A 14,013-nucleotide genomic window follows, 5' to 3' on the forward strand; every position below is an offset into this window, starting at 1 on the left:
TTGGAAAACAAATAAGCCGGATAGAATCCGACTTAACTGTGAATTTGAATGGTTTGAATAATTTAGCTCAAAAAATCAATTACGATTTCATCACCGTTTGCGCCCAGGCATTGGCCGCCATAAAATTATTACCAAGTGAACCGATGCCCATACCTTCGTACTCGACATTGGTTAGGGTGGTGTTGGCGCTTTCCATACTGTTCAGCACCTTCAGGGCTTCACCCATTTTTCCGGTCTTATGGATCAGCGCTTCTTTGATATCATCCGCTACCGGAATCTCATTGACGATTTCCTCAACCGGCACCTTGAAAAAGGCGCTTAGGTTTGAGAAAAGCCCAACGAGGAAATAGCTGTCTTTGTGCGATTGCTGACCGATAGATTCCGCCAACAACTCACAAAATTTAGCACGCATCAACGAGGTGGTGATCAACTCTTGCGGAATATTTTCCATCGAGGAGAGCATTAACATATTGACCCAGAACTTAAGGCGCTTAAGTCCCATATATTTGAGCGCATCGGAAACCTTTTCAACCTTGACCGGAATCATCGTCGCCGGATTATTAATGGCGATCAGCAACTTATGACTTAACCCCACATCTTGACTGATAATCGATGACAGCTCATCAAAGTCGGTATTAGGGTTGTTCACCTTAGCCAATAACTGCAACAAAGTCAGCTTATTGCCGGACAGAGTCTGGCCGTTGATCACCACCGGATTGGTGAAGAAATAACCTTGGAAATAATCAAAACCGATTTTGCGCAGATAATTGAACATCTCTTCGGTTTCAACCTTCTCGGCAATCACCTTAATGCCTTTTTCATGCATATCCTCGATGATTTTTTTCAATTTCAGCTCTGAAAACTGCTCGATATTGACTTTAATGTAATCACTGATGGTTGCCAAGCGCAGACTGGCATCTTCCTCGACGAAGTCATCCAGCGCAATGGAGGAGCCTTCGGCTTTGAGTTCTTTCAGGTGACGGAGTAACTCGACATCCTTGGTGATGTTATTCGGGATTTCCAACACGATTTCCTGTTCAGGATTGAATTCAGGGATTTTACTTTTGTCGATCAAGGCTTTCGGCAGATGAAGCATGGCGGCATGCTGACCGACAATGGCCTTGAAACCGATGTTCTCATCGGTTTTCTTAATCAGTTCTTCAGTCGCTTCAATGGTTTCTTTATTGGGGTTCAATCCGGTATGAAACTGTAACTCATAAGCAAAGACTTTCATGTCTCTGTCCAAAATCGGCTGTCTACCAATGAACACTTCTGACATAGTGCTACCTCTTAACTGATTATTATTTTATATATCACACCGGTAGAACAGACCCACCAATGTTTCAGGGCAATTTTTCGCTGTTTTACTGACGATTAAACAACAAACGATGACCCGGTGTAAAGTCTGCAAACTCACCTTGGTGATATTTTACTTTACCGGACACAATGGTGGTCATCACCGAAGACTTGAATGTATGTCCTTCCCAAGGAGACCATTGACACTTATATAAGTTGTGCGCCTTGTCATCGGTATGCGGCTTGTTCATGTCCACCAAAACCAAATCGGCCCAATAGCCCTCACGAATATAACCACGCTCTGCCACTTGATAGCGGATCGCTACATTGTGAGCGGTTTTCTGGACAATGGTTTCAATATCGAAAACGCCGTCATGCACCATATCCAATAACGCCGACAGCGATTGCTGTACCTGCGGCAGTCCCGCTGGAGCCATAAAGTAACTGTTCTGCTTCTCTTCATCGGTATGAGGTGCGTGGTCGGTGGCGATAATATCAATACGCCCGTCTCTTACCGCTTGACGAATCGCTTCACGATCCGATTTGGATTTAATGGCCGGATTGCACTTGATATAGGTACCACGGGTTTTATAGTCTTCATCGCTGAACCATAGATGATGCACACAGGCTTCAGCGGTGATCTTCTTACCTTCAACCGGGCCTGGTTCAAACAAATCCATCTCTTCAGCGGTGGTCAAATGCAGAATATGCAAATCCGCTCCGGTTTCCTTAGCTAGCTGTACGGCAAAAGAGGACGACTTATAACAGGCTTCACGGCAACGAATTTGCGGATGCATTTCAATCGGTACATCTTCACCATATTTGGCGCGGTATTTTTCTTCCTGAGCCTTAATCATCGGTGTATCTTCACAGTGCGTGGTAATCAAAGTCGGACTATGAGTAAAGATGTCGCGTAACGCCTGTTCACGATCCACCAACATATTACCGGTTGAAGCTCCCATAAAGATTTTCACACCACAAACCGTATTAGGATTGACCTGCTTTAGCTCTTCCAGGTTATCATTGGTCGCGCCGAAATAGAACGAATAGTTGGTCCAGGCTTTTTGCGCCCCCAACTCATATTTGGCTTCGAGGTTGGCGATCGTCGTCGTGGTCGGTTTGACGTTCGGCATCTCCATAAAGCTGGTGGTACCACCTGCCACTGCCGCACGGGATTCGGTAAAGATATCCCCCTTGCTGGTCAAGCCCGGATCTCGGAAATGTACCTGATCGTCAATCATTCCAGGAAGCAGCATTAAACCTTGGGCATCGATCACCTCTGCGTTATCCGCCGAGACCTGCGCTCCGATTTTACTGATACGACCATTTTCAACCAGCACATCCACTACCTGCTGCTGACCTTCGTTTACCATGGTGGCTTGTGAAATCAATAAGCGATCTGCATTCCATAACGACATAATTAAACCTCTGTGTTTTCCAAGGCGTTTACTCAACGCGGGTGAATATCTTGATTGTATTTTATCTAGTTTCCATCTGTTGTTAGTGAAATTTTAAGTAAGTTTACAGGCAACGTCAGGGGAAGATTGATTAAAACCGCCAATTTGACCTAATTTGTCCTCGCCTGCTTTTGTAAATAATAGGTGACAAACTTATAATATAATCAAGTTAATACATGGTTTTGAAAGCTTGAGATTCTTCTTGATGTTAAGCAATGCAACTTTAACATTCTCCAAAAATGGCGATCTGAATACGACTCGTCAGGGCATCGAGATAACAAAATTCCATCTACCAACAAGCGGCTTGGCGGTTCTTGCCTTGATTATGTTATGCCTGCCATGGAAAACTTTTGCCGATCAACAAGCACCCAAAACCTATGATTTACCTATTTGTGCCTATGTCGCTTCTTATCACCCTGGCTACGAGTGGCAGGACAGAATCACCCAAGGCCTTCAGCAAAGCCTTGATGGTAAATGTCACTTGAAAACCTTTTATATGAACAGCAAATCGTTAAAAGCCCGGCGCGAATTGATGGCGGTAGGAGAGCAGGCAGCCAATTTTATCAAACAAAGCCAAGCCAAGGTTGCGATCGTTTCAGATGACAATGCGGTACGCTATGTCTTACAAAAACACTTTAAAGACGATGCGCTGCCCTTTGTGTATTGTGGCGTCAACCACAGTGGTAAACGTTATGGTTTACCTTATAAAAACACCACAGGCATGGTGGAAAAAAACCCTTTGGAGCAACTTTTACGTTTAATCTTCACCATCCAACCGGCAAAAACCCGCACAGCCATGCTGACAACACAAAGCAATTCAGCCAATATCAATGTCAATGCCTTTATTGAACTGGCGCGTTCACTCGGTATTGACTACTCGGTCTATCAGGTCTCTACTCAAAAGCAGTGGCAGGATGCTTACCTCGATATACAGTACAATCCCAATATCGATATTCTTCTGTTCACCAATTATCAACCCATCAAAGATTGGGATGCCCGGGCCAATGTTGAATTGATCGAAAACAACAACAATATACTCTCTCTGACCATGCAACACTTCATGATGGACTTTAACGCCATCGGCATGATTAAAATCCCTGAAGAACAAGGCCATTGGGCGGGTGAGGCGGCAATGGAAATTCTTCATGGCAGTCGTCCCGACCAAATAGCCGTTGTCCCCAACGAACAATTTCAACTCTGGGTAAACCCGAAACTAATCAGACCATACAGAACAGCGAAAATGGACGGAATCATCAATCAAGCGATTGTTTTCAGTCCAAATGAGACTCCATGAAAACCGGTTATTTAAAACATCTATTCAAATCGAATCCAAAACAGTGGCAACTATTGATTATCAGCGGGTTCCTATGGCTGCTGTTTACCAACTTTCAGTTGACCCTTAATCAATATGCTCAGGATGAAGCGCGGTTTTATAACAACGTAAAAGAGTTTATTTCCAAGCAAGAAATAGAAATCAAACGCTCGGATACGCTATTACACGCCTTGTCGGAATACTATTCTGCACAGACCCTAAAATCGAATCTCGATTTTCGCCATTTTGCCAGCGGTTTGGTGAAAAACAACCAGGGCGACATGATTATCGGCTTAGCCAGTTTGATTAATCGTAGCCAGAAAGCCGAATTCGAAAATCAACAACAGCGCTTGGGTTATGAATCGTTTCGCGTTGATGACGATTTTATTTTCAACCAACAACAAGAAAATAAAAAATACGCGTATCTGCCGGTAGTCGCCGTGACACCGATGAACCCGAAAAACTCAAGCCTACTGGCACAGGATCTATTTACCATTCCCAAACTGGTCAAGAAATTCGCCGCTAGTCTAAAAAGCAACAGTACCCAACGCATTTTACTTGCCGAAAAACAGAGCGGCAATGTGGTTCAAATATCGATTCTGCCAACCTATGTCAACAACAACTACCTAACCAGCCATGAACAACGGTTAAAAGCGGTGCGCGGCATAGTGTTCACCATCGAACCTCTGGAACAGGTACTTAGTAAAATTGCCAGGGAGTTATTTACCGAACGTGACTTGAGTTTGATTCTCAGACAAAGTGAAGACATTCGTACAACAAAACACTATTTTATTGATGAAGACAAAAGCCATCATCATGCTATCGACCATATCTTCAACTGGGAGTTTATCGCCAAGATTCCGACCATGTCCAACGCCGAGTCACAAAGCCTGGAGATTCGTGAAACCTGGCACCTGGAACGCCTGCAAACCTGGGATCTGCTTAAATACAACCTGATTGCGCTGATTATCTATCTGCTGATCGCGACACTGTTAATTGCGTTCTATCGCTACACTTACCATCTTCAAGAGATTGAAAATCGATTAAAACAGATCTTTGCCACCTCTCAGGATGCGGTGATCATCACCGATGAAAAAGGCCATATTGAAGAATGGAACCCTCAGGCCGAGAAAACCTTCGATATCAAACGCGAAGACGCCATCGGTGATTCGATTGTCAATCTGATTATGGGCAGCGCAAAAGATAACGACCTCTCGCGTTATAGCGAATCCGGGCGCATCGAACTGTTCCAACGTACATTCGATTTGGACTTGGATAACCCGCAATCACAAACCAATGAGGTATTGCTTTTCAATGCACACGGTAAACAGATTACCGCGGAAGTGGCAAGCTCCATTCTGCAAATCAACAACAATACCGAAATCAGCTTGTTTGTTAAAGACATCACCCATCAGCGCAAGACAGAAGAAGCCATGACGCAAATGGCGTTTTACGACCCTCTGACAGGCCTGGAAAATCGTAGTTTCTTTAAAAAATCGGTGACCGAAGTATTAAAAAACAACCCCTATCATCAAGTCTCGATTTTGTTTATGGATTTGGACGGTTTCAAAAAGGTCAACGACACCCTAGGCCATAGCGTTGGAGATGAATTGCTCAAGGTCATTGCCAAACGCATACAAACTACTATTCGTGATAGCCGCGACAAGGTTCATATCTGTCGTTTCGGTGGCGATGAATTCATTATCATGCTGGAAAACGTCAATGCCAACGGAGCGGCCAATGTCAGTAAACGACTGCTCAACAAGGTCGAAAGGACCATAAAAATCGCTGAAGATGAAATGGATGTTTCCGGCAGTATCGGTATCGCTTGCTACCCTGACCACGGCAGTGACGTCGATACCTTATTGCGCCATGCCGATACCGCAATGTATCAATCCAAGGCAATGGGCAAGAACACTTATTCACTCTATAACGAAAATATGGAAGCTCAGCTCGAAGAGAAACTATTGATTGAAAAGCACCTGCGTAATGCCATCGAAAACGATGAGCTGGAAGTTTATTATCAACCGCAAGTCAGTCTCAGCAGCGGCCATATCAATGGCGTTGAAGCCTTATTACGCTGGCATAATCCGACCTTGGGCTTTGTACCGCCTGATAAATTCATCTCCATCGCCGAAGACAGCCAACTGATTCTTAAGCTTGGTGAATGGGTAGCTCAGACTTGTATTGAACAATTGCAAATCTGGCAGCAAACGCACTTGGCCAATCTGCATATCGCCATGAACGTCAGTAGCGTTCAGTTTGAAGACCCCGACTTTATTGATCAAATTTCAAACATGATGAAACAGGCTAACCTGCCCAATCACCTTTTGGAAATTGAACTGACCGAACGCACCGTTATGAGCAATGTCAGCGATAATATCGTCAGGTTCAACCAAATCCGTTCCAGCGGTTATGGTCTGTCTGTGGATGACTTCGGTACCGGTTACTCATCATTGAGTTACCTGAAGCGTTTTCCTTTGAGCATTCTCAAAATCGATAAATCCTTTGTTGACGGCATTCCCAAGGATGATGATGACAAGAGTATCGCCACCGCCATCCTTAATTTGGCACACAGCCTAAATATGCACGTTGTGGCCGAGGGAGTCGAGACCATTGAACAACTGCTTTTCTTGCGTGAACTGAATTGCGATTTTGCTCAGGGTTACTTTATCAGTCGCCCCTTACCTATTTATGAGCTGGAAGAGTGGTTACAATTAAATAAAGGCAATTTCTATTATCGCCACAATGACCTGAAACAACTGATTGATGCCGAGAGTTTACGTTATGAAAACCTATAATCCGTTATCTTGGCTGGTGATTATTCTGGTTAAGTTCTATCAGCTCTTTATCAGTCCGTTATTAGGTCCGCGCTGTCGTTTTTACCCTTCCTGCTCACACTACACCATAGAGGCCATCCAAACCCACGGCTTTTTCAAAGGAAGCTGGCTCGCAATCAAGCGTATCAGCCGCTGCCACCCTGGGAATCCTGGTGGTATCGATCCGGTTCCGCCTTGTCAGTGCAAGCCCTCCGAAGATAAAAAAAACTAATCGAAAACTTTACGATTTGTGTCACGAATCTGTAACCATTTAGCTTTTAAAAGCATTAGAATAAATGGTTATTAAGTGTATTTAGTAACCGATCAATCTCGGCAACTTTCACCACAAAAATTCAGTAAAGGCCATCATGACAGACGTTAGCGACACTCAAACCTCCGCAGAACATACCGATAGCGATGCAGAATTACCGCCTTATATCAACCGTGAACACAGCCTGTTGGAATTCAATAGACGCGTGCTTGCGCAAGCTAATAATGAAAGTATTCCACTTTTGGAACGCTTGAAATACCTGTGTATTTCCAGCAGTAATATGGATGAATTTTTCGAGGTTCGTCTCGCCAGCCTGCATGAGCTGCAGGATGATCCCGGCGCTGTGACGCAACCTGACCAGCAATCACCGCAAACCGTGATAGACAGTCTCTCGGCAGTGGCGCATGACATAGTTGAAGAGCAATATCACACCCTTAACCATGTACTGATTCCGGCTTTACGTAAAGAGAATATCCGCTTCCTGCGCCGTACCCACTGGGATGATGTGCAAAAGAACTGGCTCAGCGATTATTTTAAAGACTCCCTACAGCCGGTATTAAGTGCGGTAGGACTGGATCCCTCTCACCCTTTTCCCAAGGTACTCAATAAAAGTTTGAATTTTATTGTTTCGCTTGAAGGCAAGGATGCCTTCGGTCGTTCGAACGGTTTGGCAATCGTCCCGGTACCGCGCTCCTTGCCGCGTATTATCAAGCTGCCGCCGGAAGCGACCGATGGCGAAAACGATTTTGTTTTCCTGTCCTCCATCCTGCACGCCAATGTCTCGCGTCTGTTCCCGGGAATGACGGTAACCGGCTGTTATCAGTTCCGTGTCACCCGCAATACCAACCTGTTTATCGATGAAGAGGAAGTTGACGATTTAATGAGCGCTCTGCGCGGTGAATTATCGAGCCGTCAATACGGTGGGGCGATTCGTCTCGAAGTGGCCGATAACTGCCCACAACACATGATCGATTACCTGATGGACCGCTTCAACCTCAATGAACAAGCGCTCTATAAAGTTAACGGCCCGGTCAACCTGCACCGTCTCAATACCGTACCGGATATGGCAAACCGTAACGACTTACAGTTCCCCCCTTACCAACAAAAAAACCTCATTAGTCAGAAGGCGCAACCCAAGGGCGCCTTGCGCCTATTCACCCGCCAGAAAAATCGCGAAAGCCTGTTTGACAGAATCAGTAAACAGGATGTGTTATTACACCATCCTTATGACTCCTTTAATCCGGTGGTCGACTTTCTGCGCGAAGCCTCCGCCGACAAGGATGTATTGGCGATTCGTATGACGCTATATCGCACCGGTGAAGATTCCGCCATTATCAAGGCCTTGGAAAAAGCGGCACAAAACGGCAAAGAAGTGACCGCCGTGGTTGAGCTGCGCGCCCGCTTTGATGAAGATAACAACATCCTCCAGGCGACCCGTTTGCAGGATGCCGGGGTGCATGTGGTATATGGAGTGGTTGGCTATAAAACCCACGCTAAAATGATTCTGGTGGTTCGACGTGAAAACGGCCGCATCCGTTATTACACCCATATGGGAACCGGAAATTATCACCATATCACCACGCGTTTCTATTCCGATTTCGGACTGATGACCGCAAACCAAGCAATTGGCCGCGATTCGTCTAAAATCTTCCAGCAGCTCACCAGCCTTGGTGACACCAAAGATCTGGAAGCCTTGCTGCAGTCGCCTTTCACCTTAAAAAGCGGCATGATCGAGCGTATCCAGCGCGAAGCGGAAAATGCCCGCCAAGGCGTATCGGCGCGCATTATCGCGAAAATGAACGGTTTGGATGACCAAGACATTATCGATGCGCTTTACCAAGCCTCACAAGCCGGTGTCCAAATCGATCTGATTGTTCGAGGCATATGCAGCCTAAGACCCGGTGTGAGCGGACTGTCGGAAAATATTCGCGTGACATCGATCATCGGCCGATTTTTGGAACATCATCGCATCTATTATTTTCAGAACAGTACCGGCAAACCGGAACTGTTCTGCTCAAGTGCCGATTGGATGCGACGTAATCTGGTTTCGCGAGTGGAAACCTGCTTCCCGATTCTTAACCAACAATGCTTCCAAAAAGTCTATACCGAAGGGCTGGCCATTTACCTTGAAGACAATCAAGGCGCATGGCAATTGCATCCAGACGGCCACTACCATCTCAAGACCAATAACACGGCACCCCCATTCAACGCGCAAACCGCATTGATTGAAAACTACAGTGGTAATTAATTAAGAATCAATCAGTTAACCCTAAAGCTAAGTACAAACAGACAATAACCGCGCCGTTTAACGCGATCCAGAGCGTTAAATGGCATACAATATCTGCTAAATCATTCGCCTTTCAGAAAGTTGTAAAACCTATGCAAGACTCAAAAGCCCCTAGCGCCGCCAACTCGGATTTTAATAACGACCTCTATGCCGCCATCGATTTAGGCTCCAATAGCTTCCATATGATTGTCGCCCGTGAAGTCCACGGTCAGATGCAGATTGTCGATAAACATAAAGAGATGGTACGTTTGCGCTCCGGACTGGATAAAAACGGTAAGATCAACTCCAAAGCCTTTCAAACCGGTATTGATTGTCTAGAACGTTTTGGCCAGCGCATTAAAGGCATTCCCAATAACAACATCCGTGCCGTCGGCACCAATACCTTACGTAATGCCAAAAACAGTCGCGAGTTCCTGCATCAGGCAAAACAAGTGCTGGGTCACAGTGTGCAGATTATTTCCGGTCAGGAAGAAGCGCGCTTGATCTATCTCGGCGTCATGCTCGGTTTGCCTAGCGATAACGAGCAACGCCTGGTCATGGATATCGGTGGAGGCAGTACCGAGTATATTATCGGCAAAGAACTGGAAAACAGTCACTTGACCAGTACCGAAATGGGCTGCGTGAGCATTACCGAAGCATTTTTTGCCAATGATAGAATCACCGATGAGGCTTTTCATCAAGCGGTGGCCCATTGCCGTCAAATTCTTAGACCGCACCGCCGCACCTTGGAAAAAAAGGGCTGGGACAATGCCATCGGCTCTTCCGGTTCGATCAAATCGATTGGTCAAATTCTGGAAATCAACAGCTGGACCGAAAGCGGCATCAACCTGCAAGGCATGCACGAACTGAGCAAGGCATTAATTAAAGCCGGTTCATCGCGTGACGCGAAAATCGCGGGTCTTAAAGAAGAACGCCGTCCGGTACTGATTGGCGGGCTGGCGATTTTGGTTGCCACTTTCATTGAATTGAATATCGGCCAGATGCAGGTATCGCAAAATGCGTTACGTGAAGGCCTGCTGGCCGATACTTTTGGACGACTCAATAAATCCGATGCGCGCGATGCCAGTGTAATCGCCATGCAAAAATGGATGAAAGTCGATATTGAACAGGCGCAAGCGGTCGCCAAAACGGCTAAATCGCTGTTTAAACAAGCGCGTGATACTTGGCAGTTACGCTCGGATAGTTTCGATATCAAACGTCTGCTTAAGTGGACTTGTTTATTGCATGAGGTCGGCGTGGCAATCAGTTTTAAGCGCTCACGCCATCATAGCGCTTATATTATCGAGCAAGCCGACATGGCCGGATTCAACCAGCAGGAAAAGCTGATTTTAAGCACCTTGGCACTTAACCAACGCGGTAAATACAATGCCGATTCGATTGCCGATATTGATGAATCGGTGCAGTCGTTAATGCCTTATCTGATTATTCTGTTACGTTTGGCGGTACGCATTCACCGTGGACGCGACCTGGAAGATGTCGATCCATTGTTACGCATTGAAGACGACAACCAACTTTATTTGCAGTTTGCCGAAAACTGGCTCGATGAACACCCCTTGACCCGTCTCGATTTAGAAAGCGAAGCCAAATTGCTGGAACGCCTCGGCTGCCAGTTGCATATCAGTTAAGGCTTAATACACATCCAATTGCAGGCGGCGCTCTTTACGCAGTTGCTGCCAATAATCTTGCGCCTCATCCGGTGCCTTCTGACCCTGCTCGACAATTATCTGCAGCAATGCATTTTTCACCTCTTCCGCCATCACATTCTGATTGCCGCAGATATACAGGTGCGCTCCCTGTTCAAGCAACTGCCAAACGCTTGACGCCTGCTCTAGCAGACGGTGCTGAACATAGATTTTTTCTTTTTGGTCACGGGAAAAGGCAAGGCTGGCTTGCAATACACCTTGTTGTTGCCAAGCCTCGAGCTGCTCACAAAATAAACAGTGATCCTGTTTAGACACCTCTCCAAAAAACAGCCACGATAAACCGACATTTTCGCCCTGTTGCTGCTGCCAAGCACGCTGCTGCATAAAACCGATAAAGGGTGCCAAACCGGTGCCGGCGCCAATCATCATAATCGGCGTTGCGCTCTGCTCCGGTAATTTGAAAGTCGGATTGGCTTTGACCTCCACTTCAAGAATGTCTCCGGCCTTTAATTGTGCAAGATAATTCGAGGCCACACCGAAACGCTCTCGGCCATTGGTCTGGTAATGTACTGCACGATATAAAATGGCTATTTCGGTGTCACCCTTATCCGCCAAACAGGCACTGGCAATCGAATAGTAACGCGGTGCCAAGGGCGCCAGCAACTGCAAGAATTCGATACCTTGTTTTGCCAAGTTCGGAAACAGGTCAAGCAAATCGAGAATATCTTTGCCATAGGCAAAATCGATCATTGCCTGTCTATCGGCCCAGTCGCCCAAAGAATATTGACGCTGCACTTTACTTAAAATCGCCGGATTAAGCTGGGTGATTTCTAAATACTCGCTTAAAGCCTGCTGACTGCTGACTCGCCCGGCACGACGCAGTTCAATAGTTTCATCGCCATCTAGATTGAGACGTGCTAACAGTCGCTTGATTAAGGGTGTTGGATTTTTAACCGCAACGGTCAGCCAATCACCGGGCTCATATTGCAATGGCGTCGCGGCATCGGCAGATTCAAGTCTTAAGTAATAAACCGTTTTCAGATCAGAATTTGGCGTCAGACATTTTTGATCAACCACAACGACTTGCATAAAAGGAGCCTCAACCCGATAAAAAGAAATTTACAAATAGCGATTTTTAGCGCAATTGTATCATGCGCGACTGGGCGAAAAGAGCGAAGAAAAAGACTAAAGATAGCGGCTTAAGGGGATAAAAGCCGCCATACCTAAAGGATGGGGGGGTGTTAAAGGATTCGATTATCTGATATAGGTTTCGATAAATACCGTTAACCAAGGTGCTGTCGCCAAGATCGTGACCGCAGACATTAAACCGGCAATCAGACCGATACCGACCTGTGGCAGAAGATTGTTCTGCTGAATCTCGATATTGGAAACCTGACGCTCTACCGAAGAAAACAGATCAAGCTGTTTTTTCAACAAGCCATTCAAAGTACGAATCTGCTTAAATAATAGTTGCTGTTCTTTTTCTACCGCCAATCGTGATTTACGGTTCTTTTCATCCAGCTCATTCATCTGCTTCGCCAATTGACCGATAGAAGCATCCATCTGCTGAACGAGGCTTTGCACAGCACTCTTATCTTCTTTTAACCATTCGAAATCCGGCGTGATCATATCCATCATCGCATCGTCATCGTCGTACTTATTCTGCTGACGATTGTTGCGGTTACGACGCATGGCCTGCTCCAACAACACACTTTTTGAGCCTAATGGTTCCACTTCTCTTAAATCAATTGGCATAACGATTCCCTATCCTGTGTCTGTCATCGCCGCTCAACGGCAGCTGTCATTTTTTTGTCAATAATTCTTGTATAATGCGCCTATTATTTAATCGCTTGGCACTTTATCCGTTCTCATGCAGAAACCGTGCCAAACTAAAACAAAACTCTTCAAGCTATTGTGAAAACAGCCGAAATGAATGGTGTTTTCGCAAAATTGAGTCAAGTTCATAAAGTCATCAAACAAACAGGAAAGGCAATGAAATATATAGGCGCACACGTTTCAGCGGCAGGTGGCGTGGAAAACGCTCCGATTCGCGCTCACGAAATCGGCGCAACCGCCTTCGCTCTGTTTACCAAAAACCAACGTCAATGGGTTGCCAAACCTCTTAGCGAAAAAAGCATTGATGAATTCAAAGCCAACTGCGAAAAATTCGGCTACAGCGCCAAACAGATTTTGCCTCATGACAGTTATCTGATTAATCTCGGCCACCCGGATATCGATAAACGGCAAAAATCACTCGATGCTTTTATCGATGAATTGCAGCGCTGCGAACAATTGGGGATCGACCGTTTGAATTTTCATCCCGGTAGCCATCTGCGCGAAATCTCCGAAGAACACTGTTTGGATTTGATTGCCGAATCGGTCAATTTCGCGCTTGAGCAAACACAAGGCGTCTGCGCCGTGCTTGAAAATACCGCCGGTCAAGGTTCGAATCTGGGTTATCGCCATGAACAACTTGCCCATATTATTGATAAGGTCGAAGACAAAAGCCGCATTGGCGTCTGTATCGATACCTGCCATGCATTTGCCGCCGGGTACGATCTGAAAAACGACTATCAGGGATTTATGCAAGATCTGATTGACGTGGTCGGTTTGCAATACTTGAAAGGCATGCACCTCAACGACTCCAAAGCCAAACTCGGGCAGCGTCTCGATCGACACCATAGCTTGGGTCAAGGTGAGATCGGCTGGGATATGTTTGAACAACTGATGAAGGACCCGCGTATCGATGAAATTCCGATGACCTTGGAAACCATTGAACCTGCCATCTGGCCTGAAGAGATCGCACAACTCAAAGCCTGGGCCGGGCAGAGCCGGTAAAAGCCAATTATTTTCACCCACGTAAGTTTTTAAGCTCGCTTTTAGATACTTGCGTGATTATTTTTGAATAGAGTAAGATAAACGCTCAAT

10 protein-coding genes are annotated in these 14,013 nt (G+C 45.9%); 6 read left to right on the forward strand and 4 right to left on the reverse strand.

Features of this window, described 5'->3' with window-relative positions; all coding sequences use genetic code 11:
* Positions 1–79: 79 nt before the first annotated feature.
* Both FE785_RS09660 and FE785_RS09665 read right to left on the reverse strand, forming a co-directional pair.
* Positions 80–1,279, reverse strand: coding sequence for an EAL and HDOD domain-containing protein (locus FE785_RS09660; protein ID WP_138565548.1), 1,200 nt, complete (start codon positions 1,277–1,279; stop codon positions 80–82).
* 85 nt (positions 1,280–1,364) lie between these two features.
* Positions 1,365–2,714 carry a dihydroorotase gene (locus tag FE785_RS09665; RefSeq protein WP_138565549.1) on the reverse strand — a complete coding sequence of 450 codons (1,350 nt, stop codon included), beginning with the start codon at positions 2,712–2,714 and terminating at the stop codon, positions 1,365–1,367.
* 244 nt (positions 2,715–2,958) lie between these two features.
* On the opposite strand from FE785_RS09665, the gene FE785_RS09670 reads away from it, so the two are divergent.
* The 5 genes from FE785_RS09670 to ppx all read left to right on the forward strand — a co-directional run bounded on the left by FE785_RS09670 (position 2,959) and on the right by ppx (position 11,067).
* A complete protein-coding gene (locus tag FE785_RS09670; RefSeq protein ID WP_138565550.1) occupies positions 2,959–4,047 on the forward strand; it encodes an ABC transporter substrate-binding protein in 1,089 nt (362 codons plus the stop codon).
* Positions 4,044–6,866 (forward strand): EAL domain-containing protein, encoded by a 2,823-nt coding sequence (locus tag FE785_RS09675; RefSeq protein ID WP_138565551.1) that lies wholly within the window; start codon positions 4,044–4,046, stop codon positions 6,864–6,866. The genes FE785_RS09670 and FE785_RS09675 overlap by 4 nt, the downstream gene beginning before the upstream one ends.
* A complete protein-coding gene (gene yidD, locus FE785_RS09680; protein ID WP_202978301.1) occupies positions 6,853–7,116 on the forward strand; it encodes a membrane protein insertion efficiency factor YidD in 264 nt (87 codons plus the stop codon). Before FE785_RS09675 ends, yidD begins: the two co-directional genes overlap by 14 nt.
* A gap of 136 nt (positions 7,117–7,252) precedes the next feature.
* A complete protein-coding gene (gene ppk1, locus FE785_RS09685) occupies positions 7,253–9,403 on the forward strand; it encodes a polyphosphate kinase 1 (RefSeq protein ID WP_138565553.1) in 2,151 nt (716 codons plus the stop codon).
* 131 nt (positions 9,404–9,534) lie between these two features.
* Positions 9,535–11,067: an exopolyphosphatase gene (gene ppx / locus FE785_RS09690; protein WP_138565554.1), complete on the forward strand. Its 1,533-nt coding sequence runs from the start codon at positions 9,535–9,537 to the stop codon at positions 11,065–11,067.
* 3 nt (positions 11,068–11,070) lie between these two features.
* On the opposite strand, the gene FE785_RS09695 is transcribed toward ppx, so the two are convergent.
* Complete coding sequence (locus FE785_RS09695; RefSeq protein WP_138565555.1) at positions 11,071–12,174, reverse strand: flavodoxin domain-containing protein; 1,104 nt, start codon at positions 12,172–12,174, stop codon at positions 11,071–11,073.
* 165 nt (positions 12,175–12,339) lie between these two features.
* A complete protein-coding gene (locus tag FE785_RS09700; RefSeq protein ID WP_138565556.1) occupies positions 12,340–12,840 on the reverse strand; it encodes a hypothetical protein in 501 nt (166 codons plus the stop codon).
* Positions 12,841–13,077: 237 nt separating this feature from the next.
* Here FE785_RS09700 and nfo point away from each other — a divergent pair, with 237 nt between their 5' ends.
* Positions 13,078–13,923 carry a deoxyribonuclease IV gene (gene nfo / locus FE785_RS09705; protein ID WP_138565557.1) on the forward strand — a complete coding sequence of 282 codons (846 nt, stop codon included), beginning with the start codon at positions 13,078–13,080 and terminating at the stop codon, positions 13,921–13,923.
* Positions 13,924–14,013: the final 90 nt, after the last annotated feature.

The organism is Thiomicrorhabdus sediminis (genome assembly GCF_005885815.1).
GTDB classification, from domain to species: domain Bacteria; phylum Pseudomonadota; class Gammaproteobacteria; order Thiomicrospirales; family Thiomicrospiraceae; genus Thiomicrorhabdus; species Thiomicrorhabdus sediminis.

Bases quoted from the DNA above. Each gene is read 5' to 3' on its own strand.
- FE785_RS09660 (WP_138565548.1), bottom strand. From the start codon at position 1,279: ATGTCAGAAGTGTTCATTGGTAGACAGCCGATTTTGGACAGAGACATG.
- FE785_RS09665 (WP_138565549.1), bottom strand. From the start codon at position 2,714: ATGTCGTTATGGAATGCAGATCGCTTATTGATTTCACAAGCCACCATG.
- FE785_RS09670 (WP_138565550.1), top strand. From the start codon at position 2,959: ATGTTAAGCAATGCAACTTTAACATTCTCCAAAAATGGCGATCTGAAT.
- FE785_RS09675 (WP_138565551.1), top strand. From the start codon at position 4,044: ATGAAAACCGGTTATTTAAAACATCTATTCAAATCGAATCCAAAACAG.
- yidD (WP_202978301.1), top strand. From the start codon at position 6,853: ATGAAAACCTATAATCCGTTATCTTGGCTGGTGATTATTCTGGTTAAG.
- ppk1 (WP_138565553.1), top strand. From the start codon at position 7,253: ATGACAGACGTTAGCGACACTCAAACCTCCGCAGAACATACCGATAGC.
- ppx (WP_138565554.1), top strand. From the start codon at position 9,535: ATGCAAGACTCAAAAGCCCCTAGCGCCGCCAACTCGGATTTTAATAAC.
- FE785_RS09695 (WP_138565555.1), bottom strand. From the start codon at position 12,174: ATGCAAGTCGTTGTGGTTGATCAAAAATGTCTGACGCCAAATTCTGAT.
- FE785_RS09700 (WP_138565556.1), bottom strand. From the start codon at position 12,840: ATGCCAATTGATTTAAGAGAAGTGGAACCATTAGGCTCAAAAAGTGTG.
- nfo (WP_138565557.1), top strand. From the start codon at position 13,078: ATGAAATATATAGGCGCACACGTTTCAGCGGCAGGTGGCGTGGAAAAC.